The organism is uncultured Methylovirgula sp., assembly GCF_947646745.1.
Classification (GTDB): Bacteria; Pseudomonadota; Alphaproteobacteria; order Rhizobiales; family Beijerinckiaceae; genus Methylovirgula.
Window position 1 is genome coordinate 26,961 of the sequence record NZ_CANSHK010000013.1, and the last position, 24,320, is coordinate 51,280.

The following is a 24,320-nucleotide window of genomic DNA, read 5'->3' on the forward strand; positions in this document are numbered from 1 at the left end:
TTGCGTCATGGCCAGTTTTGCGTCGGCATTGAACACCGGTCTCACGATTCGTCTTTTGATAGCCGGTTGCTGCGCCGGCCTGCTCGCCGGGTGTGCCGATTCGGATCGCCTGGCGGGAAATCCCTTCTCCGATCCGTTCCGCGGCGACATCGACCGCACGCCGACAGCGAGCATTTCCGAGCCGGCGCAGTCGGCGCCGACCCAGCCGGTCGAGTCGCGGCCGCTGACCCCGCCGCCGGGCAATTACGCGAGCCATCCCTATTCGAGCTATGCGGCGCCGGCCTATCCCAGCCAGCATTTAGCCTCGCGCGGCTGGAGCGGCAGCGATACGGCGACAGGCCCCGTTCGCCAGAGCGCGGCAGGCTGGACCGCGGAGGGCGGCATGCCGGTCGTCGTGGCCTCGGGCGAGAACGCCGAGATCATCGCCCGCCGCTACGGCATTCCGACCGAAGCGCTGGTGCATACCAATGGCTATTCCTATGCCGGCCAGATCCGGCCGGGCGCGCACATCGTGATCCCGACGTATAACGCTTCCCTCGCGGCCTCGAGCGGCGTGCGCCTCGACGCGGCGCGGGACGCGCAGCGTCGCGCCCAGGCGCGGATCCACGCCGAACGGCTGCACTTCGTGCGTGGACCGGAGCCCGCGGATACACGCCGCCTCCGCGCCGAAAAGCGCGAAGCCGAGGCGCGGGAAAAGCTGGCGCTGCGCGAGAAGCACGAAAAAATTGCCAAGATGCATGTACGGCCGGAGGCCGATGCCGCGCCTGTCGAGCACCGCCACACCCGTGTCGCCGAAGCGGCCCCGATCATCAAGCGGCCAGTCGACCATATGCCGACGGCAAGCCTCGAGCCGGCGCACGAGGAAACCGCTGCGGCAGCCGATGCGCCGCCGGAATTCCGCTGGCCCGCGCGCGGCCGGATCACCGAAGGCTATCGGCGCGGCAGCAACGACGGTATCAATATCGCGTTGCCGGAAGGCACCTCGGTCAAGGCCGCGGAAGCCGGCGTCGTCGTCTATGCGGGCAACGAGGTGCGCGGCTACGGCAACCTTGTCCTCATCCGCCACCCCAATGGTTTCGTAACGGCTTATGCCAACAACGACGAGCTGGAAGTCAGGCGAGGGCAGGTGGTCCGGCGCGGGCAGGTCATCGCCAAGTCGGGCGAAACCGGTAATGCGACATCACCGCAGCTCCACTTCGAAGTTCGCAAGGGCGCGACGCCGGTCGATCCGACTCAATATCTCGCCGGGCTTTAACGCGCCGGAGGCAGAAATTGTCGGACGCTCACCGCGCCGCGAAAACGAGATAGGCCGCGATTTCCGCGGCCTGCTGGGCGGCGCCGGCAACATCGCCGGTCTGGCCGCCGATGAGCCGCCGGGCCAAAGCCGTCACGCCGTAAGCGCCCAAAATGCTGAGCAGCAGCCCGGTGAGAATGCGCCCAAGGCTCGCGCCCGCGAGCCATGGCAGCAAGCTCAGAACGAAAGCCGCGAGTGCCGCGATGCGCAGCGGCGGCTGATCGCTTCTGGCGGAGAAGCCCGCGCCTTCCATTCGGGCCGGCGGCAACAGGACAAGCGGTAGAAGCGCCAGCGTACGCGAGACGGCGGCGGTCGCGATCAGCACCAGAGCGGCCAGCAGCAGATTGTGCCGCGCCACGATTGCGACGCTGAAAATCCGCAGCAAGAGGCTCGTCATAAGCGCCAGCGTTCCGAAGCTGCCGATCCGGCTGTCCTTCATGATGGCGAGACGCTGTTCCGGTGCGTTGCCTCCCATCGCATCGGCAAAATCGGCCAGACCGTCCTCGTGGAACGCGCCGGTGACGACGATGAGCGTGACGATCGCGAAGACCGCGGCGAGTTGCACCGGCAACCCGATTTGCGTCGCAAGCACCATGAGGAGGGCCGCGACCGCGCCAATCAGCGCCCCGGCGAAGGGCAGCATTTTTACGCGGGCGGATATTTCCGCACCATGCGGATTGCGTTCGAAACCGAGAGGCGGAATGGGCAGCCGCGAATAGAAACGCAGGCAAGCCAAGAGGTCGCTCGCCAAGTCGGTCAGGACTTCACGCACATCGGGCAGGTTCATCCCGGCAGTCTCCTGCGAGGCCCCTGTTTTGTCGAGCGCCATCTGGCGGCCCTTCACCGTCGCGATAGTCGGCAAAGACGCGTATTGCGGCGAGAAGCGAAAACAAAAAGAGTACGCGCGAAGCTGCGCCTCTTTTTGGCCATATCGCCTGCAAGCGGTGTGTCTTCGATGCGCTAGCGAGTCCATGACCGCTCGGCCATAGTCCTCAGTCACGATAAATTTAAACTTGGGAGTGCGGAAATGCTCAAACGGATCGCACTGGCCCTTCTCCTGCTTGGGCTTGCTGGATGCGGGCCGCTCGCGCTGCCTTCGGTCTCGAGTTCTTCGTCGACGCCGGCGCAGCCGCTGAATGGTTTTTCGGCCATGCGTTGCAACAGCAACGTCACTATGACCGGCTGCTAGACGGTTTGGTGCCGCCTATTCGGCGAGCTGGGCGTCCGGCAGGTCGGCATAATCTTCGGCGCGCGTGTCGTCGCGCGCCGTATTGGGCAGCAGCGCTGACAACACGGCGGCAACCAGCACATTGGCAAGAAACGCCGTGATCCCGTTATAGACCGCGAAGCTTGATCCAAAAACATTATGCACCGGCACCCAGGCCGCCGGCGTCCAGGCCAGCCATGTGCCGATGACCATGCCGGCCGCCCAGCCGGCGAGCAGGGCCCAGCCGTTGAACCAACGTGTATAGAGCCCGAAGATCACCGCCGGAAAGATCTGCGCCATCCACATGCCGCCAAGCAATTGTAGATCAAGCGCGAACTTGGTCGGCACGAAGAGAATGAAGGCGAGCGCGCCAACCTTGACGATCAGCGACATCAGCTTGGCGATCACCGCTTCTTCCCGTGCGTTCATCGCCGGGTGAATGAAAGGCTTCCAGATGTTGCGCGTAAAGGTGTTGGCCGCGCCGATCGACATGATCGCCGCGGGAACGAGCGCGCCGATGGCAATGGCGGCGAAGCAGAAGCCGACGAACCAGTCCGGAAACACGCTGAGGATGAGATGCGGCACGGCATCCTGCGGATTCTTCACATGGACGCCCACGGCAAGCGCCATGTAGCCCATCAACGCGATCAGCGCGAGCATCACCGAATAGGCCGGCAGTGCGACGGCATTGATGCGGATCGTATTGCCGCTGCGTGCCGAAAGCATCCCGGTCATCGCGTGCGGGTACATGAGCACCGCGAGGCCCGATCCGAACGCGAGTGTGATGAAGGGAACGATCTGCTTCGGCGTGAGCAAGAGGCCCGCAGCGGCCTTGCTGCCGCTCAACGCGGCCTTTTTCGCCAGCGCCGCGCCCGCGGCATCGAAAATCGCGCCGTAGCCGCCAAGCTTCGCCGGAATGACGACGATTGCGGCGATGACGAAGATATAGATCATGATGTCTTTGACGAAGGCGATCATCGCCGGCGCCCGCAAACCGCTGCGATAGGTGTAAAGCGCCAGGATGACGAAAGCGACCGTAAGCGGCAGGTGGCTCATCAGCCCGCGGCCTTCGAAGCCTAGCGCCTCGATCACCCGCTCCATGCCGACGAGCTGCAGCGCGATATAGGGCATGGTCGCGAGGATGCCGGTGAAGGCGACGGCGAGTTCCAGCCATCGGTTGCCGTACCGGCCGAGCACGTAATCGCTGGCGGTCAAATAATTCTTGCGATGCGCGACCGCCCAGAGCCGGGGAAAGGTCAGATAGAGCAGCGGATAGATGATGATCGTATAAGGTACGGCGAAGAAGCCATAGGCGCCGACAGCATAGAGCACGGAGGGTACGGCGATGACGGTATAGGCCGTGTAAAGATCGCCGCCGATCAGGAACCACGAGACCCAGGCGCCAAACCGGCGGCCGCCGAGGCCCCATTCATTGAGATCGTTGAGGTCGCCGCGTTTCCAATGCGCCGCGACGAAGCCGAGAACCGTGACGAGAAGAAAAAAACCGATGAAGACGGCAGTTGCGGCCCAATTCAAATGGTCGATCACCGCTTCTCACCTTTATAGACAAGATAGGTCACGAGGCTCGAGAGCGGGATCAGGACAATGAGAAACCAATAGAAGAAGGGAAAGCCGAACAGCCGCGGCTCGGCGACATTGTAGAACGGGACGAGCAAAGTCGCTAACGAGGGCAACGTCAAAAGCAGATATTTCATCGTCCCCCCGTGCGGCTTGCGGCACGGCAGCGAGGCGACGCCGGCCGAGGAGAAGACTTAGCGAAGCGGCGCGCGGCGATCAAGTCTGCATGCTCTGCGCGCCGCGGAGGTGCTCTAGCGGGCGATGACCTCGACATCGTGGTCATGCGTCGATTCGACTTTGAATGTCGCCTGATAGGATTTGGCGCCATGCCGCGCGATAGCGACATATTCGCCCTCGGCCAGGACGACGGACGGGAAGGCGCCGATCAATTCGCGGATCACGTCGCCGCCCGGCGTCAGGATCGTGAATGCCGAATTGGCGAGGGCCTCACCGCCCGGCGCATTGACGAGCTTCAAGGTCATGACGGCGGCGCGGTGGCGCAGCGTTGCATCCGTCAGTTTACCTGCCTGCACGTGCAGGTCTGCGCTGACGACCGAATTGGTGGCGTTGGCGATGCCATTCTGTGCCAGCGAGCCGACACCGGTCGTGTCGAGCAAAGTCGAGACCACGTGATAATTGCCCTCCGGCAGGCCGATGATATCGCCGGCCCTCGCCTTGGAGAGGATGAGCTTGGCTTCGGCGTTGTTGTGGGCGGGGACATAGATCGAAATCGTCAATTTCGCCGGATTGATCGGCTGGTCGCCAAGCATGGGCACGATGCGCAGGCCGCCGGCATTGAGCACGAGCCGCTCGCTCATCGGCGCGCCAGCCATGGTGACGCGCTGTGTCATGCCGGCGAGCCCCATCGCACAATGGACGATGTAAGTGCCGTCCGGCAAAGAGAGCGAGGGTGCGGCCTCGTTCGATTCCGCGACGAGCTTGTGCGAACCGTCGGCTTCGAGCGTTTCATCGAAGATGCGCCATTTGAGGCCGTCGCTGATCGGATGCAAATCGGTCGCGCTCAGCAGCGCCGACAGAAGCAAGGGATGACGCGGTGTCTGCGGCGTGCTGTCGTGGCGGGGCGCCATCAGGCCGCCGGGCGGAATGATCGGCGCGATCACATCGCCGTTGTCTTGCGCAAGGGCCGGCGAGAAGAGGCCGAGGCTCAGATGAAGGACGAGGGCCGGAAGGGCGAACGCAAAGCGGCGCGGCAACAAGTTCATCGGCGGAATCTAGCAGAGAATCCGGCTTTGTGATGGCTGACCCGCACCGAGGGGACAGGCAAAATCGCGTGCAACGCCGCCTGTTCCATGCGAATGAGCGGCGCCGAATTCTACGGGAAAGGTTGCCAGCTTGAACAATGACATGATCGATCTTCTGCGTAAGCGGCGCTCGGCGCCGCCTGCCTTGTTGAGGGGCCCCGGACCGACGCCACCAGAGCGCGACCTACTTCTGACGCTTGCCTCGCGCGTCCCTGACCATGGCAAGCTCGTGCCGTTTCGTTTCATTGTTTTCGAAGGCGAGGCGCGGGAGAAAGCCGGCGCGATCATTGCCGAGGTTTTTGCCGCCGCACATCCCGAAGCCGGCGGCGCCGATCTAGAAAAAGAGCGCGCGCGTCTCGCCCTGGCGCCACTCGTGATCGGCGTCGTCTCGCGCGCCGCACCGCATCATAAAATTCCGGAATGGGAGCAGATACTCTGCGTCGGGGCGGTGTGCTTCAATCTCGAAGTCGCCGCCCATGCGCTCGGCTTTGCGAGCACGTGGCTGACGGAATGGTACGGCTACGACCGGACGGTGTTGAAACGTTTCGGCCTCGCCGAGCATGAGAAGATCGCGGGCTTCATTCACATCGGCCGCGATCCGGGGCCGCGAGAAGACCGTGTGCGGCCGCAGCTTTCCGAGATCGTTACCGATTTCCGGGCTTGACGAACGAAACTTCAGGGCGCGCGTCTCACAATCCCATCAAATCCGTCCCGTTTCGCCGTCGTGGCGAGGCTTTCCGTTTCGTCGTCGATCAGCAAAGCCGGAATTCCAGCCGCCTTGGCGGCCAGCACCGTGAGATGGCGGGCGAGATTGAGCGGGCCGCTGTCCCCGTCGCTCACATCGAGGGCGTTGGCAAATGCGCGAGCGTCGAAGCTAAGAGCCACGAGGCGCCGGCTTGTGGCGGCAAGCGTCCTCAATTGAAAGATCGCGGCAGGCGCAGCGATCAGCCCGATGATCTGCGTCGTCCCGTCCTCAAGGCCCAGCTCGGCTTCCCGCACGGCAAGCCTGACGCCGAGATGCTCGACCTCGGCGCCATGGCTGACCGGCAGGACGATCCCATCCGGCGCCGCCGCGATCAGTTCGTCGAGGTCTTGCTCGATCGTTTCGCCGCGCGACTCGATGTGGACATAGAGTTTCTGCCGGCCGGGGCGCAGTTGTCGCGCCGCGCGCAGACAATCCGCGACCGCGGAAGAGCGGCCGGCGAGCCAAAGCGCATCGGCGCCGCGCGCGAGCGCATTTTCAAGCTTTGGAATCTCGGCCGGGACGAGAAGATGAACGAGCATGAGCCTTGCCTTAAGGATACATTTACCATGATCGCAGATGGTGAAGAGGAACTTAAGACGCCGGCGCTTCGCCCGCGGTGCGGAAAAAGCTGATGATTGTGCGTCGATTCATGCATTGGGCGCGGACCGCGGGGGCAGCGCAGCGGGCGGAAGCGGCGGCGGCGCTCGCGCGAGTTTATCTGATCGCCGATCTGGAGCCAGCCGATCGGGAAGAGGCCGAACTCGCGCTGACCGGCCTTCTCGACGATCCGTCGCCGCTCGTGCGCCGGGCGCTCGCCGAAGCCTTTGCCAGCGCGCCGGAGGCACCGCATCCGATTGTGCTCGGCCTCGCGGACGACCAATCGGATATTTCTTCCATCGTTCTCGGCCGTTCGCCGGTTTTGTCGGATTCAGACCTGATCGATTGCGCGGCGATCGGCGATGCCATCGCTCAATCCGCGGTGGCTTTGCGGCCGAGCGTTTCGGCGGCGGTTGCTGCGGCGATCGCCGAAGTCGGGGCGCGCGAAGCCTTGATCTCGCTCGCGATCAATCCCGGCGCCGACGTGCCGGATTTCTCGCTGCGGCGGATGGTCGAGCGGTTTGGTTTCGATGCCGAGATGCGCGAAGCCTTGCTGCTGCGGCCCGGCCTGCCGGCGGCCTTGCGGGCCGATCTCGTTGCCGCCATGGCGGATGCGCTGCGCGCCTTCGTCACCGAGCGCGAATGGATCTCCGGCGAGCGGGCGCAGCGCGTGACGCGCGACGCCTGCGAACAGGCACGCGTCATCATTGCCGCGACAAGCCAGGAGGGCGAGAATGGCGCTGCCGCGCTCGTCGCCCATCTGCGTGCCTGCGGCCAGTTGACGGCGAGCCTCCTGCTGCGCGCGCTGCTCTCCGGCAATGCCAGCCTGCTCGAAGCTGCGCTCGCCGAGCTTTCGGGACTGCCGCTTCTGCGGGTGAGGGGCTTGACGCGGGATTGGCGCGGCGTCGGCTTCGCTGCGCTTTATCGCAAGGCCGGTCTGCCGGAGGCGTTGTTGCCCGCGTTCCGCGCCGCCATCGAAGCGCTCGGCAAAGGCGATATCGGCGATGTGTCGGGCGCCAGCCTGTCGCGGCAAAGGGTCGAGAGGGTGCTGACCGCCTGCGAGGCGGAGAATACCGGCGAACTCGATTCTCTTCTCGCGGTCCTGCGCCGTTTCGCGGCCGAAGCCGCGCGCGACGAAGCCCGGCAATTTTCCGCGGCGTTGCCGGCGGCAGAAGGGGCGATCGGCCTGGCGGCCGCCGCCGACATGCCCGTCTTGCCCGAGGCCGAGGAAGCACCGTTGTGGTTGACCGACCAGGATGCTTTCGAGGCCATGCCGGTCGGGATCACCATCGATCTCGCCGCGATCGAAGCGGAACTCGCTGCAGCCTGACGCATCGCGCCTGAGCGATCCGGCGGCGAGATTTTAGCGCTCCATCAGCCGGTGGAGCACGGCGTAATGGATGAGCAGGATCGTCTTGGCATCGGCGATCTCGCCGGTTTCGATCATCGCCAAGGCCTCGTCGAGAGTGGGTTCGACGATTTCGATATCCTCGCCTTCATCGGCGAGGCCGCCGCCGTTCGTCACGCGGTCGCGCGGGGAATAAGGCGCGGTGAAGAAGCTGATCTTCTCGGCGTAGACGCCGGGGCTCATATAGGCGGAGAAAAGATAGGTCGGCGCGCCGATCCTGAGGCCGGTTTCCTCCAGAACCTCCATGACGATGCGCTCAGCCGCCGCAGCCCCTTCGAGCTTGCCGGCGCAAGTCTCGAGCAGGCTGTCGCGACCCTCGACAAGATAGACCGCAGGCCGAAACTGCCGCACGAGCAAGATGCGCCGCCGCTCTCTATCGTAGAGCAGGATCGTGGCGCCGGGACCGGTGTCGTAGAATTCGCGCGTGATCTCCTGCGGCGTGCCGTCGAATTTGCGCCGCCGCCAGGTGACGCGTTCAAGCAAGCCGAAGCCGCGCGAGACGATCTCGCGGCAAAGGATTTTAACTGCGCCGCTCATCTTGGAAGCCGAATTGTTCGCGCAGGATTCGCTCGTCGAGCGAATGACCGGGATCGTGCAGGATGACCAGATTGGTCGCGTGGTCCATGGCGATTTCGACTTTGAGAACTTCCTTGAACTCGAAATGATCGGCGACGGCGGCCACCGGCCGCTTATCGGCTTCGAGCACGTCGAGCGTCACATGCGCGGTATCGGGCAGCAGCGCGCCGCGCCAGCGCCGCGGCCGGAAGGCCGAGATCGGCGTGAGCGCCATCAGCGGCGAGTTGAGCGGCAGGATCGGCCCATCGACGGAAAGATTATAAGCGGAGGAGCCTGCCGGCGTCGCAAGTAGCACGCCGTCGGCGATCAACTCGGCGAGCCGCTCCTTGCCGTCGATCGAGATGCGGATTTTCGCCGCTTGATAGGATTGCCGCAGCACCGACACTTCGTTGATCGCCATCGCAGTGGCGATCTTGCCGTGGATGTCGGTCGCGATCATGGCCAGCGGATGGATCACCGACGATTCGGCTTCCTCGATCCGCTGGACGAGGTTCTCTTCGTGATATTCGTTCATGAGGAAGCCGACCGAACCGCGGTTCATGCCGTAGATCGGCTTGCCGGTATTCATGAACCGGTGCAGCGTCTGCAACATCAGCCCATCGCCGCCGAGCGCAACAATGACATCGGCCGTCGCGGCGTCGCTGTTGCCATAAAGGTGGATCAGGCGGATGCGCGCCGCCTCGGCCTCCGGCACGCCGGATGACAGAAACGCGATGCGCTTCAAGTGCGGACTGGCGTTGGAGTCGGGCATCGGTCGTGATTCACCGCATGTTGGAGGCCGGCTTAATAAGCCGCGTAGCTTTTTTCCTCGACGATCGGGCTTTGCAGCAGGGCGTTGATTTCGCGTTTCAGCGCCGCCCGGCGGTCGTTGGTCTGATAGACGGAACGGGCGAGGGCGATGAAGTCCGGGCCGAAATCCTTCGCCCGCTCGCGGTCGCGGATATCGTCTTCGATATGCCAGAGTTCCTGATTGGCGGCTTTGAGCGCCGCCGTCAGTTCGGCAAGCCGCTCGCTCGGCCTGATCTGGTCGCGGAAAACGGCGCGCAAATGCTCATATTCGCGGCTGATATTGGCGCGCTTGGCGGCCTCGCCGATCTGATCGAGCTTGATCTCGAGAATGGTGATCTTGTCGATCAATTCGCCGGCGGCGATTTCGACCAGAATAGGCATGGACCGCCCCCTCAGAGCATGGACCGAAACTTGCCCGACGTTTTCGATCGGACCATGCTCCAACATCGTGAAGTGGCGCGGCTTCCCCTCGACGGATCGGCGCGCCAGCGGATGCGTTTGCCTCTTAGCGGCTCCGGGGGCGCCCGGCAATACGTTGAAATGTAAGCCGCCCGCCTATAGAAGCGGCCCGCACCCCGGCCGTTGTGACATCCATGCCCGATTTTTTGCTTGAGCTCTTTTCCGAGGAAATCCCCGCCCGCATGCAGGCGCAGGCGGCGCAGGACCTGAAAAAGCTCGTTACCGATGCCTTGGCCGAGCGCAATCTTTTCAGCGAATCCGCCGGCAGTTTCGTCACGCCGCGCCGGCTTGCGCTGCAGATCGCCGGCCTGCCGCCACGCCAGAGCGACACGAAAGAGGTCCGCAAGGGGCCGCGCACCGATGCGCCGGCCGCAGCGATCAACGGCTTCTTGAAGAGTGCGGGCTTGGCGAGCGTCGCCGAAGCGCAGATCGAAAGCGATCCGAAAAAGGGCGATTTCTACGTCGCGACCATCGCCCGGCCGGGCAAGGCGACGCAAGAGGTTCTGGCCGACATCCTGCCGCCGATCCTGACGAATTTCCCCTGGCCGAAATCGATGCGCTGGGGCGCCGAATCGGTGAAGCCCGACGCTTTCCGCTGGGTGCGGCCGCTGCACGCCATCCTCGCCACCTTCGGGCCGGAGACGGAAGAGCCGGAGATCGTGCATTTTTCCGTCGCCGGGATCGCGGCGGGCAATGTCACCTATGGGCATCGTTTTCTGGCGCCGGGCGCGATCCGGGTGCGCCGTTTCGACGATTATGTGAGCGCGCTCGAAAAAGCGAAGGTGGTGCTCGATCCCGCCCGCCGGCGCGACATCATCCTTTATGATGCCCGCACGCTTGCCCATGCGCAGGGGCTGGAGCTCGTCGAGGACGCGGGCCTTCTCGAAGAGGTCGCCGGCCTTGTCGAATGGCCGGTCGTGCTGATCGGCACGTTCGACAAAGATTTTTTGGCCCTGCCGCCGGAAGTCATCCGCGCCACGATCCGCGCCAACCAGAAATGTTTCGTGCTGCGCGATGCCGCGACCGGGGCGCTCGCCAATAAATTCGCGCTGGTCGCCAATATCGCCGCGCCCGATGGCGGGGCGGCGATCATCGCAGGCAATGGCCGTGTCGTGCGGGCGCGGCTGGCGGACGCCAAATTCTTCTACGAGACCGATCTTCAGACGAAGCTTGAAGACCGGCTGCCAAAGCTCGAAAATATCGTCTTTCATGCCAAGCTGGGCTCGCAGGGTGCGCGGGTGCGGCGGATCATGAGCTTGGCGCAGGAATTGGCGCCGGTCGTGGGCGCCAATTCCGAAAAGGCAGCGCGGGCGGCGCGTCTCGCCAAGGCCGATCTCGTCACCGAGATGGTCGGCGAATTTCCCGAGCTGCAAGGGCTGATGGGCCAATATTATGCCCGCGCCCACGGCGAACCGGCGGAGATCGCCGCGGCGATCGGCGATCATTACCGGCCGCAAGGCCCGTCGGATTTGATCCCGACGGCGCCGGTTTCGATCGCCGTGGCGCTGGCCGACAAGCTCGATACGCTCGTGGGATTCTTCGCGATCGACGAAAAGCCGACCGGCAGCAAAGACCCTTATGCCTTGCGCCGCGCCGCGCTCGGCATCATCCGGATCATTCTCGAAAACGATCTGCGGCTGCGGATCGCCGCGGCGACGCAGGCCGCACGTGCGGGCTATGCGAATCTCAAAAGCGTGCCGGACGATCTCATCCAAAGCGTGCTAGGCTTTTTCGCCGACCGCTTGAAAGTCTATCTGCGCGACAAGGGCGCACGGCACGATCTGATCGATGCGGTTTTCGCCGCGCCGGGGCCGGGCGGAACGAACGATGACTTGCTGCTCATCGTCCGCCGCGTCGAGGCGCTCGGCGCTTTTCTCGAGAGTGACGATGGCAGGAATCTTCTCGCCGGCTATCGCCGCGCGGCGAATATTCTGCGCGCCGAAGAAAAGAAAGCCGGCGCCGCGGAAGCGAAAAGCTATGCCGAGCCTTTCGCATCAGGAAAGCTCGCTCTCCCGGAAGAAAAGGCTTTGGCGGAAAGCCTCGGCATCGCGGTTGCCGACGCGGAGCGTGCCATTGCTGCGGAAGATTTTGCCGGGGCGATGCGGGCTTTGTCGCAGTTGCGCGCGCCGGTCGATGCCTTCTTCGACAAGGTCACCGTCAATGCCGACGATCCGGCGCTGCGTCTCAATCGTCTGCGGTTGCTGAGCGCGCTCCGCGATGCGGTTCATCAGGTCGCGGATTTCTCAAAGATCGCGGGCTAGAGCTGAAACGCCGTGCAGGACGGACCTCAATCAGGCGGTCGGTGGCTTGCCGCTGTTAACGGCCAATTGGGCGTCGAAAGCCCGCTTGTAGGCGGGCCGCGCTTCGCCGCGGGCGACATAGGCGGCTAAGTTCGGACATTCGTCGAGAATGCCTGAAGATTTTAACCTGAGCAGCACCGACACCATCATCAGATCGCCGGCGCTGAACGCGCCATCGAGCCAGTCTGCATCGCCAAGGCGAGCGGACAGTTGCTTCAACCGGCTTCGGACGCGCTCCTCGACCAAAGGCAGGCGTTCCTTATTCCAGGGCTTGTCAGCTTCCAGCAGTCTGGCGGTCGCCAGTTCAAGGATTGTCGGTTCCACCGTATTGAGCGCGGCAAACATCCATGTGATGGCGCGCGCTCGCGCATTCGCATCGTTCGGCAGCAGCCCCGCATGGCGTTCGGCGATGTGGAAGACGATCGACCCTGTCTCGAATAGGGCGAGGTCGCCCTCTTCATAGGTGGGAATCTGGCCGAAGGGATGAAGAAGAAGATGTGTGGATTCCTTCATCGCGCGGAACGAAACATGGCGAACCTCGTAAGGCTGTCCCACTTCCTCGAGCGCCCAGCGCACGCGCGTATCACGCGCCAGCCCCTTGCCGCCATCGGGTGACCTTTCAAAGGCGGTAATGACGACGGTCATCGCGGGGCCTCCGGGTAAAAAAGCATCGGCTGCGGGGTCGGCAAGCTTTCAAGGCCAAATCAAGAGATTGGAGACCTCTTGCGCCTTATATACCGCGCGGCTTCGGCGCCTCTCGAATCTATATGGTCTCATCGCCAAATTTCGGCCGCTGCCGAGGTTTCGGCGTTGGAGATGAAGATGAGATCAAGAGCGCGCGCGCGTCGTGCGGAATCGGAGCCGAGCCTTCTCGTGCGGCCCGAGGTTTTGCTGGCAGGCACGATCGCCTGCATGGTTGCATTCGGCCTGCTCGTTCGCGCCGCCGACTTTTTGGCGGGGCATTGAAATCCAGATGAGCGACCAACACCCTCCCGCTGCCGACGGCGCCCATTTTGTCGTCGGACGTGACCCTGAAGCTGGCTGGATCGTTATCGAAACGCACGGCCTTTGCGGCGGCCTGTTCCGCGATGAAGCGGCGGCGCTGCGCTATGCCGAAGAAGAATGCGAGGCCTATCAGGGCGAGCTCGAAATCAGCCGCGACCCGATCAGTATGAAATTCGGATAGTTAGAGCATCGGACCGAAAAGTGCGAAGCGGTTTTCGGATCAATTCGATGCGATTGAAAAACCGAGGTTCTCGATTCCAGTTTTGACGCGCTCTGCGCGCTCGACTTTCTCCGCCGATCCGCTACCAAAGCGGCTTGGCGGAGATTGGTCATGGCCAACGACAAGATGAGAAAGCTCAAGCCGACGGGCATGACGCTGCGCGGCGGCGCCTTTGTGCTGCGCGGCCGCGATGCGCGCAAACTCGACTGGCGCGATCCTTATCACATCGCGCTCGCCATGAGCTGGCCGCGATTCGTCGCAACGCTTCTGGCGATCGATCTGTCGCTCAACTTCATCTTCGCGCTGCTCTACCTTGCGCAGCCCGGAAGCGTGAACAATGTCCGTCCGGGTTCGCTGGGCGACGCCTTTTTCTTCAGCCTCGAAACCCTGGCGACGGTTGGCTACGGCGTCATGTCGCCGGCAACGCTTTATGGCCATATCGTCGCCTCGACCGAGATTTTCGCCGGCATGACCTTCATGACGATCATGACCGGTCTCGTTTTCGTTCGGTTCTCGCGACCGCGTGCGCGGGTCATTTATGCCGAAAAAGCCGTCATCGGCCACTTCAACGGCGAGCGCACGCTGATGATCCGCATCGGCAACGGCCGCGCCCATGCCATGGCCGAGACCAAGGCCGAGCTTTCGGCGTTGATCAGCGAATGGACCGCGGAAGGGCAATTCTTCCGCCGCATCTACGATCTGCCGCTGATGCGCTCGCATATTCCGATCTTCGGCCTGACTTGGACCTTGATGCACCGGATCGATGCAACAAGCCCGCTCCATCAATACGACGCGGAGAGCTTTCCGAAATTCGTGACACGTCTCTTCCTGTCGATCGAGTCACGCGACCCGATGCTTTCGGCGCACGTTTACGACAACAAGGATTACGATCCGAGCGAAATTCTGTTTGGTCACCGTTACGCCGATGCGGTTGCGATCGATGAGCAGGGCCGCACGATTGCCGATCTTTCGCGCGTCGGCTGGACCGAGCCCGAGGCTCCCGCTGGCGCACTGGATTGAGGCGGCGGGGCGCTTCTATTCGCTATTCGGCGTCGAGCGCCTCGGTCCCGGTCGGCTTGCCGTCGGCGCCAAGCGTGATCTTCTGAATCCGCTCCTCGGCGCTTCTGAGCAGTTCATCGCAGCGTTTCTTCAAGGCTTCGCCGCGGGCATAGATCGCGATCGACTCCTCGAGCTCGACATTGCCTTTTTCCAGCCGCTCGACGATCGATTCGAGTTCCTTCATCGCGCTTTCGAACGTCAACGTGCTGATGTCGTTTTGGTCGTCGCTCACATTCGGCTCATATCGGCAAGAGGAGATGGATCGGTTTAATTGAGGTCCAATGCGAAAGGCTCGGCTTCGATGCAATCCGCGCCGCGGCCGATCTGCTTGATGGCGGCGCTCATGCGGCCGCCGCGCGCCAGAATCCGGTCGGCGAGGCCGACAAGATGCGCATTCGGCGTGGCGGTCGGCGAAGCGTGCCGCAGGCGCCGGGCTATCTCGCTTTCGCGCGTATCGGGACTGAGAGCGCAGGCTGTGATGTAGGCGGCCGCCGTCGAACGGCTGACGCCGGCGAAACAATGAATCACCAGCGGTTGCGCCCGGTCCCAGGCGCGAACGAAATCAATCAGGGTTTCGACATGGCCGGCGTCGGCCAGCACATGCCCTTCGGTGGCCTCGCAAATATCGGAGATCGCAACATGCAGATGCCGCTCCGGGGCGATCGCCGGCGGCCGCTCGACGTGAATGTCGCGGTTGATCAGCGTGACGAGCGATTTTGCACCCGTCGCCTCGGTGATTTCGGAAATCCGAAAAAGCGAGCAAACGTGAAGGCGCGGCACCGGCGTTTCCTCATGATCGAACGGCCGCCTGAATCGCGGCTTGCGCCATTCTAAACGCCTCGGCGCGGGGCGGCGAGAGGCAAGCTGCCGCGTCCGATGGTTCAAGCCCGCGTTTTATAATTTAAGCCAAGGATTTTTCTCGCTTATCGGCCTTTTTCGACGGACCGGCTGCGGCCCGTGTCAAAGCCTTGAGTTCGGCCAGGAAGCGCTCGGCGGCGCACTGCGGCGGCCAGGGCGCAAAGGCTTTGTCGCCATAGACCGGCTCGAGCGGATCCTGCGTCAAAGGCTCAAAGGGAATGCGCAGGACGCGGTGCACCTCGTCGAGCGTCCAGCCGACGACGCGCACCGCCTCGGTCGCCGCGGCGATCCGGTCGGCCTCTTTATGGATGCGCTTTTCCTTTGCGGTCCAGGCCGGCAGGCCGTAACGCACCCCGATGGCATTCTGCAGGCGCGCGACGAGATCATGATAGGCCTCGCCGAGGAAAGGCTTGAGCGGCGAGATTGAATCGAAGCCGAGCAAACCCTCGTCGGCATCATGCAGCAATTCGCGCAGGTCGGCGCGCGCGTCTTTCGCCTCGGGAAACCGCTGCCGTCGCAATTGCAGCACGAACAGCGAATGCTGCGCCACCGACAAAGGCAACGGCCATGCCGAATGGCCGCCCCAGCGATAAGTGCGTGCGAGGCCGAGCGCCAGATCCTCGTCTTCCCAGTCGAAGGGCGTCGGGTTGAGGAGATCCAGTCTCTTGCCCGATAGCAGCCGGACCCAAGCGCGCGCCGCAGCCATGTCAGCGGCCCTTGGCGTTCTGTTCGGCGAGCGCGGCGACGGCCTCATGCCGCCAGCAGGGCACGATATGGTCGTTGACCATGCCGATCGCCTGCATGAAGGCATAGACGATGGTCGGGCCGCAGAATTTGAAGCCGCGCTGCTTCAGGTCCTTCGAGATTTTGAGCGAGAGCGGCGTCTCGGCCGGGATTTGATCCTGGCGGCGGAATTTGTTCTGCACTGGCGCGCCGTCGACGAAATTCCAGAGGTATTGGCTGAAGCCGCCTTGCTCCTGCAAAGCCAAATAGGCCTGCGCCGAGCTGACCGAAGCTTCGATCTTGGCGCGATTGCGGATAATGCCTTGGTCCTGCATCAGTGCGGCGAGCTTCGTCGGCTTATAGCGGGCGATCTTGGCCGGATCGAAATGGTCGAAGGCTTTGCGGAAGCTGTCGCGCCGGCGCAGGATGGTGATCCATGACAGCCCGGCCTGAAAGCCATCGAGGATGAATTTTTCGAACAGTGCGCGGTCGTCATATTCCGGCACGCCCCACTCGTCGTCGTGATAGGCGAGATAGAGCGTGTCGTCGCCCGGCCAATGACAGCGCGTCTTGCCGTCGGCATGCGCATGCGTGTGCGTCATTGCGGCGGCACCGGGGCGACATCGAGCGCCGCGGTGCCGGCCATCAGCGGCGTGCCGGCGGCTTTGGCATCCTCGACACGGTCGAGCCGCAGCATGGCGAGGCCGCGCGCGCCGGCGACCGAGCCGATATGGCCGATGTTGATCTCGCCCATCGTCACCGCGCTGCCGGGAGCAGGCGGGGGGCCATCGAAACGCACTTTCAATATGCGCTTGCGCGCCGATTTGCGGAAATGCACGCGGGCGACGACCTCCTGGCCGGGATAGCAGCCTTTCTGAAAGTCGACGCCGTTCAGCCAATCAAGATCGGCATCATGCACGAAGGCGTCGCCATAGGGAAAATCGACGCCGCCCTTCGGCACGCCCAAGGCGGTGCGGTGTGCCTCATAGCCGTCCTGCGGAGCCGTGGCGAAGGCGAGCGACTCGGGCGGCGCAATGAGCCGCAGGCCGAGATCCTCAGCCCGCGGATCGGCAAAGGCGACGCCGGAAAAGCCTGCCGGCGGCGGTTCGCCCCAAACGGCGGCAACAGCCAGGCTCGCGCTCACATCCTCGATCGTGATCGGCACCCTGAGCTTATGCAGATTGAGCTTTTTGACGAGATCGGGGATTTGGCTGCGCGGGCAGTCGAGCAGGCAGCCGGCCTCCGGCCCTTCGGGCAAAGGGACAACAAAGAAATCGAACAAAAGCTTGCCCTGGCCGGAGAGCAGGGCCGCATAGCGGGCCGCGCCGGGCTTTAGATCAAGGAGGCTGTTGGTCACCAGCCGGTGCAGGAAGCCAAGCGCCTCGGCACCCGATATTTTGATGATCCCGCGGTCGGCAAGCAGGCTCGCGCCTCTATCCATCGATCCATTCCGGCTTGCGTTGCAGTCCATTCGTATTTAATCGGCCCGCACGGGGCCGCAAGGCAAGCTTTTTCCGCCGCAGGCGAGCGAGGATCATGTCGGAGACTTTTGATCTCATTCTCAAGGGCGGCGTTCTGGTCAATCAGGACGGCATTGGCCCGCGCGACATCGGCGTCCGCGGCGGCCGGATCGCCGCGATCGGCGACTTGTCGCGCGCGTCGGCCGGCGAGACCCTCGACGCGAAGGGATTGCATATCCTGCCGGGCGTCATCGATACGCAGGTGCATTTCCGCGAGCCGGGCGCGACGCATAAGGAAGATCTGGAGACGGGTTCGCGCGGCGCGGTCCTGGGCGGCGTCACGGCGGTCTTCGAAATGCCCAATACCAATCCGTTGACGACCGGCGCTGCCGAACTCGCCGACAAGCTGCGCCGCGCGCATCACCGGATGCATTGCGATTTCGCCTTTTGGGTCGGCGGCACGCATGAGAATGTCAACGACATTCCCGAGCTAGAGCGATTGCCGGGCGCCGCGGGCATCAAAGTCTTCATGGGCTCGTCGACCGGCTCGCTGCTTGTTGCCGACGATCAAGGCGTTGCCGCGATTCTTGGCCAAACGCGGCGGCGCGCGGCTTTTCATTCCGAGGACGAATATCGCCTCGAGGAGCGTAAGCCTTTGCGCGTCGCCGGCGATGCGGCGTCGCATCCCGTCTGGCGCGACGAAGAAGCGGCATTGCGTTCGACGCGCAGGCTCGTGCGCATTGCCCGCGAACAGCATGCGGCGATCCATGTGCTGCATGTCTCGACGGCGGAGGAAATCGATTTTCTGGCGGAGCATAAGGATGTCGCCAGTGTCGAAGTGACGCCGCAGCATCTGAGTTTCAGCGCCGACGATTATGCTAGGCTCGGCACGCGACTGCAGATGAATCCGCCGATTCGTGCGCCGCGGCATCGCGAGCGTCTCTGGTGGGGGCTCAGCCAAGGCATTGCCGATATTCTTGGCTCGGACCACGCGCCGCATACGCTGGAGGAGAAGGCCAAGCCTTATCCGCAAAGCCCTTCGGGCATGACCGGCGTGCAGACTTTGGTGCCCGTCATGCTCGATCATGTGAATGCCGGGCGGCTGAGCCTCGAACGTTTCGTCGATATGACGAGCGCGGGCCCGGCGCGGCTCTTCGGCATCGCCGGCAAGGGCCGTGTCGCCGTCGGCTACGATGCCGATTTCACCCTCGTCGATCTGAAACGGCGCGAGACGATCTCTGACGCCTGGAGCGCTTCGCGCAGCGGCTGGACGCCTTATGACGGCGTAAGCGTCGTGGGCTGGCCGGTCGGCACGATTATCCGCGGTCGGCGGGTGATGTGGCAGGGCGAGATTGTGACACCGGGGCAGGGCGAAGCGGTGCGATTCGTCGGCGGCCTGTGACACCTAAGACGTCCCGTAACGGTGCGTGACGTCGCGGGCGATCCGGCCGGATTCGTCAAGGAAACGGGTGATCACTGCCTGCGCATTCGGCGTGCATTGCCGGTAGCTCAGCTCATAGCCATTGAAGCCGCGGTTATAGGCGCCGGCGAGGCGCGAGCGCCGCGATGGATTTTGCGTCTCCGCATTCATGAGCGACGTCATTTTCTGCCGCCAGACCTGCCCGCTCTGGCCGCCGCAGAGATCCTGCAAATAGGTCAGGGCACCGAGCAATTCGGAGAGGCGCAGAAGCTGCGGCTCATAGGGCGGCGGCGGTTCGTCCGGCAGCGGTGCCGGTGTCGCCGGCGCGCCGGGCTTGGCATTGGCGACGGCGGGCTTGGGCAGCGCCGTCATGTGGGGATGCGGGTGAGGGTGCGGATGCACCCGGCGCGGCGCCGGCTCGAACTCTTGCGGCCGGTATTGCGGTGGCGGCCCGAAGAAATTGAAATTGAAGAATCCCTGCGCTTGCGCCGCCGGCGGGCCGGCAAGGCAGAGCATGACAAGGATCAGAGGCCGACTTTTCTGCACGCGTTCAGTCCGGCGATGTTTGCCGCAGCAAAACCTTCCACGCATTCGCCACCACCTCGATGAGCTGCGGCGATGTCTTAAGTAGGGCGATGTCTTGCGGATAAGTCCACAAAATTTCGCCGGCTTCAGGGCCGGGCGTGCCCTCGCCCGAAAGCCAGCCGCCGACGAAGGAGAGGATCACGAAATGCCGCCGGATACCGGCCGCATCCGGCGGCGCGATGATCTCGACATATTGGTTGAAGCCGATCAGCGCGGCCTTAACGCCGGTTTCCTCTTCAAGCTCGCGCAGCGCCGCATCGGCGGCTTTCTCGCCCGCTTCGATATGGCCGCCGGGCAAGGTGAAAAGGCCGGAATAGGGCGGCTTGGTCCGCGTCGCGAGCAGGACGCGGCCATTGCGGAACACCGATATGCTCACGCCGACATGCGGCCGCGGCGCCGCGAGGGTCACGGCGAGAGCCGCTGCTTCTGCCAGGAGCCCTCGGGGACAGAGCGGCTGAACAGGATGCGGTCATGCAGCCGGAACGCGCCGTCCGACCAGAATTCAATCGCCACCGGGCGGATTCGATAGCCGATCCAATAGGATGGCCGCGGCACCGAGCCGAGCGCGAATTTGGCGGCATATTTGGCGACGGCCGTTTCCAGCGCAAACCGGCTCTCGAGCGGGCGCGATTGCTGGCTGGCCCAAGCGCCGATGCGGCTTTGCAACGGACGGGTGGAAAAATAAGCGTCGGCTTCGGCGTCGCTGACTTTTTCCACCGGACCGCGTAGCCTCACTTGCCGGCGCAGCGATTTCCAATGAAACAGACCGGCCGCTTTCATCGTGTGGGCCAGTTCACGCCCCTTCGCGCTTTCCGAATTGCTATAGAAAACAAAGCCATTGCCATCGAACGACTTGAGCAGGACCATGCGGACATCGGGCAGGTCATCGGCATCGACGGTCGCCAACGCCATCGCATTGGGATCGTTCGGCTCGGTCTTCTCGGCGGCGGCAAGCCAATCGGCAAAAAGGGCGAAAGGGTCGTCAGCTTCGGTAAAGTCACGCACGGTTAATTCATTCCACTCTAGACTTCTGCCACCGTCGGTGATGAGGTTAAGCCTACCTGCCGAGATGGGGGTCTCGCCGCATGGGTTATAAGGGAAAGAGGAAGGCTCTGACGAGGGCTTCGGCATGGCCTTTGGTCGTCCTGTTTGCCGGCACGCTTTTGAGCGGCTGCTCCGTGTCGATGCCGATGGGCTCGCTGCTCGGCGACGATGATACGACCGGTTCGATCCAGAAACCGCAGCTTGACGGCCTTGTCGGCGAAGATTGGCGTCGGGCCAAGGCGGCGCTGATCGCGGCGCTTGGCGCTGGAAATGCTCCCGTTGCCTGGACCAATCCCGATTCCGGCACGAAAGGCTCGTTCTCGCCGGTCGGCGCGGCCTATGCGACGGCATCGGGAACCTGCCGCGCCTTTTCCGCCGCGGTCGACCGCAACGATATCGACGACTCGTTGCAAGGCACCGCTTGCTCCAACCGGACAGGCGATTGGCAAGTCACCGATGTGCGGCCGGCCGCCAAAGGCTGAGCTCGCTGCGGCATTTACGGCAGACTTGCGTCAGACGCATGAAACCCCCAAGTTGGCGTCGAGACATTGCGTCCGCGCCATAAAGGGCGGCCGCGCCAACGGGCTCGAAGATGCGCGATCCTTATACAATTCTGGGCATAGCGAAGACGGCTGATCTGGCCGAGATCAAGAAGGCCTATCGCAAGCTTGCCAAGAAATATCATCCCGATCAGAGCAAGGACCCCAAGGCGAAGGACAAATTCGCCGAAGTCAGTGCCGCCTATGAAATTCTTGGCGACGAGGCGAAGCGCGGCCAGTACGATCGTGGCGAGATCGATGCCGAAGGCAAGCCGCGCTTCCAAGGCTTCGAAGGCTTTGGCGCCGGCGCTGGCCCCGGTGGGTTTACGCGGCGCTCGCCGGGCGGTGGTTTTGAGCATTTCGAGTTTCGCTCGGCGCCAGGCGGCGGTGCGGCCGGTTTCGACGCGAGCGACCTTTTCAGCGAGCTCTTCGGCGCGGCGCGGCGCGGGGGCGGCGGCCAGCAGAGCCGCACGAGCCTGCCGCGCGGCGAGGATGTCAGCGCCGAGATCAGCGTGAGCCTGCGCGAAGCGGTGCATGGCGGCAAGAGCCGCGTGACCTTGCCGACCGGACGCACGCTCGAAGTTTCGATTCCGGCTGGGATCGAGGACGGCCAGGCGATCCGGCTGAAAGGGCAGGGCCATCCCAGTGCCTATGGCGGCGAGACCGGCGACGCTCTGGTGACGGTCAAGATCGCCAAGCATCCCTATTTTCGAGTCGATAACAGGGACTTGCGGCTCGATCTTCCGCTGACGCTTTATGAAGCTGTGTTGGGCGCGAAGGTGAACGTGCCGACGCTCGACGGCAAGGTGGAACTGACGGTGCCTGCCGGCTCGAACGGCGGCCGCACGCTACGGCTGCGCGGCAAGGGCCTGCCGAACCCGAGCGGGACCCCCGGCGACCTGCTCGTCACGCTGCGGATCGTCCTGCCTGACGGGACCGACCCCGATCTGACGGCGCTCGCCGAGAAATGGCAGAAGCAGCGGCCCTACGATCCGCGCCACGATCTGGCCTGAGCTGCCCATCACGATTGCAGCCGTCACCTGCAACAATCCGAAAGCATTGTGATTGATTCGCGCCAATCGGGCGCCAACCGCGCTCGTTCCTCGCAAAATGCGTGCGTTCGCAGCGCCGCTGCGCGCGACATGGGCTTGGCCAATCGTCGTAAACCGGGTTAAAGGCTTCTGCCCGAGGCCGGCTTTGCCGGCCGGGGCCCCCACCATTGCCCAGGACCCAGAATGACGCAGCCGGAGCGCCTATCCGCAGAAACAATCGCCCCTGGAATTTTGGCCGGCAAACGCGGCCTCGTCCTGGGTGCGGCGAACAATCGCTCGATCGCCTGGGGCATTGCCAAGGCGGCGCGCGCGGCCGGCGCCGAGCTTGCTTTCACCTACCAGGGCGAATCGCTCGAAAAGCGGGTTCGCCCCCTGGCCGAGGAGCTGCAGGCCGCTGTCGTCGGCCATTGCGACGTCACCGAAGAGGCGACGATCGATGCGGTCTTCGCCGAGGTCGAGCGGCTCTGGGGCAGCCTCGACTTCGTCGTCCATTGCATCGCCTTCTCCGACAAGGACCAGCTCACTGGCCGCTATGTCGAGACGACCGCCGACAATTTCGCCAATACGCTGCTCGTCTCCTGCTATTCCTTCACCGCGATCGCGCAGCGCGCTGAGAAGCTGATGACCGACGGCGGCTCGCTCCTCACGCTCACCTATTACGGCGCCGAGAAATGGATGCCGCACTATAATGTCATGGGCGTCGCCAAGGCGGCGCTCGAAGCCTCGGTGCGCTATCTCGCGGCCGATCTCGGCCAGAAGAACATCCGCGTCAACGCGATCTCGGCCGGCCCGATCAAGACGCTCGCGGCCTCGGGCATCGGCGACTTCCGCTATATCCTGAAGTGGAACGAATATAACGCGCCGCTGCGCCGCTCGGTGACGATCGAGGAAGTCGGCGAAAGCGCCGCCTTTCTGCTTTCGCCGCTGGCGCGCGGGATCACCGGCGAAGTCATGCATGTCGACGCCGGCTATCATATCGTCGGCATGAAGAACCCGGCCGCGCCCGACATGTCGGCGCTCATCAAGGAGTAGCGCAAACGCTCTCCCGCCATGTCCCATAACACCTTCGGCCATTTATTCCGGGTTACGACCTTCGGCGAGAGCCACGGGCCGGCGATCGGCTGCGTCGTCGATGGCTGCCCGCCCGGCATCCCGCTGAGCGAAGCGGATATTCAGCGCTATCTCGACGAGCGCCGGCCGGGGACGTCGCGTTTCACGACGCAGCGCCAGGAGAGCGACACGGTCAAAATCCTCTCCGGCGTCTTCGAAGGCCCTGCCGGGCAGCAGGTGACGACCGGCACGCCGATCGGCCTTTTGATCGAAAACGAGGATCAGCGCTCGAAAGATTACGACGCGATCAAGGACAAATTCCGCCCTGGCCACGCCGACTTCACCTATGATGCCAAATACGGCATCCGTGATTACCGCGGCGGCGGGCGCGCCTCGGCGCGCGAAACGGCGATGCGCGTCGCTGCCGGCGCCATCGCCCGCAAGGTGATCGGCGATGTCACGATCCGCGGTGCGCTCGTCGCGATGGGCGCGGATTGGATCGATCGCGCCAAATGGGATTGGGCCGAGACGCGGCGCAACGCCTTCTTCTCGCCGGACGCCGGTAAGGCGCGCGAGTTCGAAGCGAAGCTCGATGCGATCCGCAAGGCGGGGTCGTCCATTGGCGCCGTGATCGAGATCGTCGCGGAGAATGTGCCAGCCGGCTGGGGCGCGCCGATCTATGGCAAGCTCGATGCCGAACTCGCCGCGGCGCTGATGTCGATCAATGCGGTGAAAGGCGTCGAGATCGGCGACGGCTTCGCAACGGCGGCCCTCAGCGGCGAAGACAATGCCGACGAGATGCGGATCGGCAACGACGGCCAGCCGGTTTTTTCGAGCAATCATGCCGGCGGCATTTTGGGCGGCATTTCGACCGGACAGGCGATCGTGGCGCGCTTCGCGGTCAAGCCGACCTCGTCGATTCTGGCGCCGCGCAAGACGATCGACCGTCTGGGCGCGGAGACCGAAATCGTCACCAAGGGGCGCCACGACCCCTGCGTCGGCATCCGCGCCGTGCCGGTCGGCGAGGCGATGGTCGCCTGCGTGCTGGCCGACCAGTTCCTGCGCCATCGCGCCCAAATAGGCTGAAGGG

Annotated in this window: 29 protein-coding genes; 12 read left to right on the plus strand and 17 right to left on the minus strand. The window is 63.8% G+C overall.

Annotation, left to right across the window (positions count from 1 at the left end; translation table 11 throughout):
* Positions 1–7: 7 nt before the first annotated feature.
* Complete coding sequence (locus Q0025_RS05540; protein WP_297296831.1) at positions 8–1,255, plus strand: M23 family metallopeptidase; 1,248 nt, start codon at positions 8–10, stop codon at positions 1,253–1,255.
* Between the two features lie 28 nt (positions 1,256–1,283).
* Here the strand turns inward: Q0025_RS05540 and cobS are convergent, their stop codons facing one another.
* The 4 genes from cobS to Q0025_RS05560 all read right to left on the minus strand — a co-directional run bounded on the left by cobS (position 1,284) and on the right by Q0025_RS05560 (position 5,302).
* Positions 1,284–2,123, minus strand: coding sequence for an adenosylcobinamide-GDP ribazoletransferase (gene cobS / locus Q0025_RS05545; protein ID WP_297296833.1), 840 nt, complete (start codon positions 2,121–2,123; stop codon positions 1,284–1,286).
* Between the two features lie 375 nt (positions 2,124–2,498).
* On the minus strand, positions 2,499–4,049 hold the full coding sequence (gene mctP / locus Q0025_RS05550; RefSeq protein WP_297296835.1) for a monocarboxylate uptake permease MctP: 1,551 nt from the start codon (positions 4,047–4,049) through the stop codon (positions 2,499–2,501).
* The gene (locus Q0025_RS05555) at positions 4,046–4,216 is read right to left on the minus strand and encodes a DUF3311 domain-containing protein (RefSeq protein ID WP_297296837.1); all 171 of its coding nucleotides are present in this window, start codon (positions 4,214–4,216) and stop codon (positions 4,046–4,048) included. Before Q0025_RS05555 ends, mctP begins: the two co-directional genes overlap by 4 nt.
* A 114-nt stretch (positions 4,217–4,330) precedes the next feature.
* Positions 4,331–5,302, minus strand: a complete 972-nt coding sequence (locus Q0025_RS05560; RefSeq protein WP_297296839.1) for a hypothetical protein — start codon at positions 5,300–5,302, stop codon at positions 4,331–4,333.
* A 142-nt stretch (positions 5,303–5,444) separates the two neighbouring features.
* On the opposite strand from Q0025_RS05560, the gene Q0025_RS05565 reads away from it, so the two are divergent.
* Entirely contained in the window at positions 5,445–6,005 is a 561-nt protein-coding gene (locus Q0025_RS05565) for a nitroreductase (protein ID WP_297296841.1), read from the plus strand.
* Positions 6,006–6,016: 11 nt separating this feature from the next.
* Here the strand turns inward: Q0025_RS05565 and Q0025_RS05570 are convergent, their stop codons facing one another.
* Positions 6,017–6,625 carry an aldolase/citrate lyase family protein gene (locus Q0025_RS05570; RefSeq protein ID WP_297296843.1) on the minus strand — a complete coding sequence of 203 codons (609 nt, stop codon included), beginning with the start codon at positions 6,623–6,625 and terminating at the stop codon, positions 6,017–6,019.
* Between the two features lie 92 nt (positions 6,626–6,717).
* Here Q0025_RS05570 and Q0025_RS05575 point away from each other — a divergent pair, with 92 nt between their 5' ends.
* Positions 6,718–8,013, plus strand: a complete 1,296-nt coding sequence (locus Q0025_RS05575) for a DUF2336 domain-containing protein (RefSeq protein WP_297296845.1) — start codon at positions 6,718–6,720, stop codon at positions 8,011–8,013.
* Between the two features lie 33 nt (positions 8,014–8,046).
* Here the strand turns inward: Q0025_RS05575 and Q0025_RS05580 are convergent, their stop codons facing one another.
* Genes Q0025_RS05580 through Q0025_RS05590 form a run of 3 tightly spaced genes read right to left on the minus strand, consistent with a single transcriptional unit; the run spans position 8,047 to position 9,837 of the window.
* The gene (locus Q0025_RS05580) at positions 8,047–8,628 is read right to left on the minus strand and encodes an NUDIX domain-containing protein (RefSeq protein ID WP_297296847.1); all 582 of its coding nucleotides are present in this window, start codon (positions 8,626–8,628) and stop codon (positions 8,047–8,049) included.
* Entirely contained in the window at positions 8,612–9,418 is an 807-nt protein-coding gene (locus tag Q0025_RS05585; protein WP_297296849.1) for an NAD kinase, read from the minus strand. Before Q0025_RS05585 ends, Q0025_RS05580 begins: the two co-directional genes overlap by 17 nt.
* A gap of 32 nt (positions 9,419–9,450) precedes the next feature.
* Entirely contained in the window at positions 9,451–9,837 is a 387-nt protein-coding gene (locus Q0025_RS05590) for a DUF6165 family protein (RefSeq protein WP_297296851.1), read from the minus strand.
* Between the two features lie 212 nt (positions 9,838–10,049).
* Between Q0025_RS05590 and glyS the strand changes: the two genes are divergently transcribed.
* The gene (glyS, locus tag Q0025_RS05595; RefSeq protein ID WP_297296853.1) at positions 10,050–12,176 is read left to right on the plus strand and encodes a glycine--tRNA ligase subunit beta; all 2,127 of its coding nucleotides are present in this window, start codon (positions 10,050–10,052) and stop codon (positions 12,174–12,176) included.
* Positions 12,177–12,206: 30 nt separating this feature from the next.
* Here glyS and Q0025_RS05600 read toward each other — a convergent pair whose 3' ends face one another.
* Positions 12,207–12,860, minus strand: a complete 654-nt coding sequence (locus Q0025_RS05600) for a glutathione S-transferase family protein (RefSeq protein WP_297296856.1) — start codon at positions 12,858–12,860, stop codon at positions 12,207–12,209.
* Between the two features lie 177 nt (positions 12,861–13,037).
* On the opposite strand from Q0025_RS05600, the gene Q0025_RS05605 reads away from it, so the two are divergent.
* The 3 genes from Q0025_RS05605 to Q0025_RS05615 all read left to right on the plus strand — a co-directional run bounded on the left by Q0025_RS05605 (position 13,038) and on the right by Q0025_RS05615 (position 14,460).
* Complete coding sequence (locus Q0025_RS05605) at positions 13,038–13,181, plus strand: hypothetical protein (protein ID WP_297296858.1); 144 nt, start codon at positions 13,038–13,040, stop codon at positions 13,179–13,181.
* A 7-nt stretch (positions 13,182–13,188) separates the two neighbouring features.
* The gene (locus Q0025_RS05610; protein ID WP_297296860.1) at positions 13,189–13,401 is read left to right on the plus strand and encodes a hypothetical protein; all 213 of its coding nucleotides are present in this window, start codon (positions 13,189–13,191) and stop codon (positions 13,399–13,401) included.
* Between the two features lie 150 nt (positions 13,402–13,551).
* Positions 13,552–14,460: an ion channel gene (locus Q0025_RS05615; protein WP_297296862.1), complete on the plus strand. Its 909-nt coding sequence runs from the start codon at positions 13,552–13,554 to the stop codon at positions 14,458–14,460.
* 22 nt (positions 14,461–14,482) lie between these two features.
* Here the strand turns inward: Q0025_RS05615 and Q0025_RS05620 are convergent, their stop codons facing one another.
* The 5 genes from Q0025_RS05620 to Q0025_RS05640 all read right to left on the minus strand — a co-directional run bounded on the left by Q0025_RS05620 (position 14,483) and on the right by Q0025_RS05640 (position 17,521).
* Complete coding sequence (locus Q0025_RS05620; protein ID WP_297296864.1) at positions 14,483–14,731, minus strand: exodeoxyribonuclease VII small subunit; 249 nt, start codon at positions 14,729–14,731, stop codon at positions 14,483–14,485.
* A 35-nt stretch (positions 14,732–14,766) separates the two neighbouring features.
* Entirely contained in the window at positions 14,767–15,279 is a 513-nt protein-coding gene (locus Q0025_RS05625) for a protein tyrosine phosphatase (RefSeq protein ID WP_297296866.1), read from the minus strand.
* 121 nt (positions 15,280–15,400) lie between these two features.
* The gene (locus tag Q0025_RS05630; protein WP_297296868.1) at positions 15,401–16,063 is read right to left on the minus strand and encodes a phosphohydrolase; all 663 of its coding nucleotides are present in this window, start codon (positions 16,061–16,063) and stop codon (positions 15,401–15,403) included.
* A gap of 1 nt (position 16,064) precedes the next feature.
* On the minus strand, positions 16,065–16,682 hold the full coding sequence (locus tag Q0025_RS05635; protein WP_297296870.1) for a DNA-3-methyladenine glycosylase I: 618 nt from the start codon (positions 16,680–16,682) through the stop codon (positions 16,065–16,067).
* Positions 16,679–17,521, minus strand: a complete 843-nt coding sequence (locus Q0025_RS05640; protein WP_297296872.1) for a folate-binding protein — start codon at positions 17,519–17,521, stop codon at positions 16,679–16,681. The genes Q0025_RS05635 and Q0025_RS05640 overlap by 4 nt, the downstream gene beginning before the upstream one ends.
* A 95-nt stretch (positions 17,522–17,616) precedes the next feature.
* On the opposite strand from Q0025_RS05640, the gene Q0025_RS05645 reads away from it, so the two are divergent.
* The gene (locus Q0025_RS05645; RefSeq protein WP_297296874.1) at positions 17,617–18,942 is read left to right on the plus strand and encodes a dihydroorotase; all 1,326 of its coding nucleotides are present in this window, start codon (positions 17,617–17,619) and stop codon (positions 18,940–18,942) included.
* A 3-nt stretch (positions 18,943–18,945) separates the two neighbouring features.
* Here the strand turns inward: Q0025_RS05645 and Q0025_RS05650 are convergent, their stop codons facing one another.
* The 3 genes from Q0025_RS05650 to pdxH are packed head-to-tail and all read right to left on the minus strand — an operon-like array spanning position 18,946 to position 20,550.
* Entirely contained in the window at positions 18,946–19,506 is a 561-nt protein-coding gene (locus tag Q0025_RS05650) for a TIGR02301 family protein (protein ID WP_297296876.1), read from the minus strand.
* Positions 19,507–19,510: 4 nt separating this feature from the next.
* Positions 19,511–19,954 (minus strand): NUDIX domain-containing protein, encoded by a 444-nt coding sequence (locus tag Q0025_RS05655; RefSeq protein WP_297296877.1) that lies wholly within the window; start codon positions 19,952–19,954, stop codon positions 19,511–19,513.
* The gene (gene pdxH, locus Q0025_RS05660) at positions 19,951–20,550 is read right to left on the minus strand and encodes a pyridoxamine 5'-phosphate oxidase (protein ID WP_297296879.1); all 600 of its coding nucleotides are present in this window, start codon (positions 20,548–20,550) and stop codon (positions 19,951–19,953) included. The genes Q0025_RS05655 and pdxH overlap by 4 nt, the downstream gene beginning before the upstream one ends.
* 80 nt (positions 20,551–20,630) lie before the next feature.
* On the opposite strand from pdxH, the gene Q0025_RS05665 reads away from it, so the two are divergent.
* The 4 genes from Q0025_RS05665 to aroC all read left to right on the plus strand — a co-directional run bounded on the left by Q0025_RS05665 (position 20,631) and on the right by aroC (position 24,316).
* On the plus strand, positions 20,631–21,071 hold the full coding sequence (locus tag Q0025_RS05665) for an RT0821/Lpp0805 family surface protein (protein WP_297296881.1): 441 nt from the start codon (positions 20,631–20,633) through the stop codon (positions 21,069–21,071).
* Between the two features lie 110 nt (positions 21,072–21,181).
* Positions 21,182–22,141 (plus strand): DnaJ C-terminal domain-containing protein, encoded by a 960-nt coding sequence (locus Q0025_RS05670; protein WP_297296883.1) that lies wholly within the window; start codon positions 21,182–21,184, stop codon positions 22,139–22,141.
* A gap of 222 nt (positions 22,142–22,363) precedes the next feature.
* Positions 22,364–23,212 (plus strand): enoyl-ACP reductase FabI, encoded by an 849-nt coding sequence (fabI, locus tag Q0025_RS05675; RefSeq protein WP_297296885.1) that lies wholly within the window; start codon positions 22,364–22,366, stop codon positions 23,210–23,212.
* 18 nt (positions 23,213–23,230) lie between these two features.
* Positions 23,231–24,316 carry a chorismate synthase gene (gene aroC, locus Q0025_RS05680; protein ID WP_297296887.1) on the plus strand — a complete coding sequence of 362 codons (1,086 nt, stop codon included), beginning with the start codon at positions 23,231–23,233 and terminating at the stop codon, positions 24,314–24,316.
* The last annotated feature ends 4 nt before the right edge of the window (positions 24,317–24,320 follow it).

Coding starts and splice junctions, on each gene's coding strand:
- Q0025_RS05600 (WP_297296856.1), bottom strand. CDS start 12,860: ATGACCGTCGTCATTACCGCCTTTGAAAGGTCACCCGATGGCGGCAAG.
- Q0025_RS05590 (WP_297296851.1), bottom strand. CDS start 9,837: ATGCCTATTCTGGTCGAAATCGCCGCCGGCGAATTGATCGACAAGATC.
- Q0025_RS05670 (WP_297296883.1), top strand. CDS start 21,182: ATGCGCGATCCTTATACAATTCTGGGCATAGCGAAGACGGCTGATCTG.
- Q0025_RS05665 (WP_297296881.1), top strand. CDS start 20,631: ATGGGTTATAAGGGAAAGAGGAAGGCTCTGACGAGGGCTTCGGCATGG.
- Q0025_RS05575 (WP_297296845.1), top strand. CDS start 6,718: ATGATTGTGCGTCGATTCATGCATTGGGCGCGGACCGCGGGGGCAGCG.
- aroC (WP_297296887.1), top strand. CDS start 23,231: ATGTCCCATAACACCTTCGGCCATTTATTCCGGGTTACGACCTTCGGC.
- Q0025_RS05635 (WP_297296870.1), bottom strand. CDS start 16,682: ATGACGCACACGCATGCGCATGCCGACGGCAAGACGCGCTGTCATTGG.
- glyS (WP_297296853.1), top strand. CDS start 10,050: ATGCCCGATTTTTTGCTTGAGCTCTTTTCCGAGGAAATCCCCGCCCGC.
- Q0025_RS05565 (WP_297296841.1), top strand. CDS start 5,445: ATGATCGATCTTCTGCGTAAGCGGCGCTCGGCGCCGCCTGCCTTGTTG.
- Q0025_RS05555 (WP_297296837.1), bottom strand. CDS start 4,216: ATGAAATATCTGCTTTTGACGTTGCCCTCGTTAGCGACTTTGCTCGTC.
- Q0025_RS05580 (WP_297296847.1), bottom strand. CDS start 8,628: ATGAGCGGCGCAGTTAAAATCCTTTGCCGCGAGATCGTCTCGCGCGGC.
- Q0025_RS05640 (WP_297296872.1), bottom strand. CDS start 17,521: ATGGATAGAGGCGCGAGCCTGCTTGCCGACCGCGGGATCATCAAAATA.
- Q0025_RS05615 (WP_297296862.1), top strand. CDS start 13,552: ATGGCCAACGACAAGATGAGAAAGCTCAAGCCGACGGGCATGACGCTG.
- Q0025_RS05605 (WP_297296858.1), top strand. CDS start 13,038: ATGAGATCAAGAGCGCGCGCGCGTCGTGCGGAATCGGAGCCGAGCCTT.
- Q0025_RS05630 (WP_297296868.1), bottom strand. CDS start 16,063: ATGGCTGCGGCGCGCGCTTGGGTCCGGCTGCTATCGGGCAAGAGACTG.
- Q0025_RS05570 (WP_297296843.1), bottom strand. CDS start 6,625: ATGCTCGTTCATCTTCTCGTCCCGGCCGAGATTCCAAAGCTTGAAAAT.
- Q0025_RS05560 (WP_297296839.1), bottom strand. CDS start 5,302: ATGAACTTGTTGCCGCGCCGCTTTGCGTTCGCCCTTCCGGCCCTCGTC.
- Q0025_RS05585 (WP_297296849.1), bottom strand. CDS start 9,418: ATGCCCGACTCCAACGCCAGTCCGCACTTGAAGCGCATCGCGTTTCTG.
- cobS (WP_297296833.1), bottom strand. CDS start 2,123: ATGGCGCTCGACAAAACAGGGGCCTCGCAGGAGACTGCCGGGATGAAC.
- Q0025_RS05645 (WP_297296874.1), top strand. CDS start 17,617: ATGTCGGAGACTTTTGATCTCATTCTCAAGGGCGGCGTTCTGGTCAAT.
- Q0025_RS05610 (WP_297296860.1), top strand. CDS start 13,189: ATGAGCGACCAACACCCTCCCGCTGCCGACGGCGCCCATTTTGTCGTC.
- fabI (WP_297296885.1), top strand. CDS start 22,364: ATGACGCAGCCGGAGCGCCTATCCGCAGAAACAATCGCCCCTGGAATT.
- Q0025_RS05540 (WP_297296831.1), top strand. CDS start 8: ATGGCCAGTTTTGCGTCGGCATTGAACACCGGTCTCACGATTCGTCTT.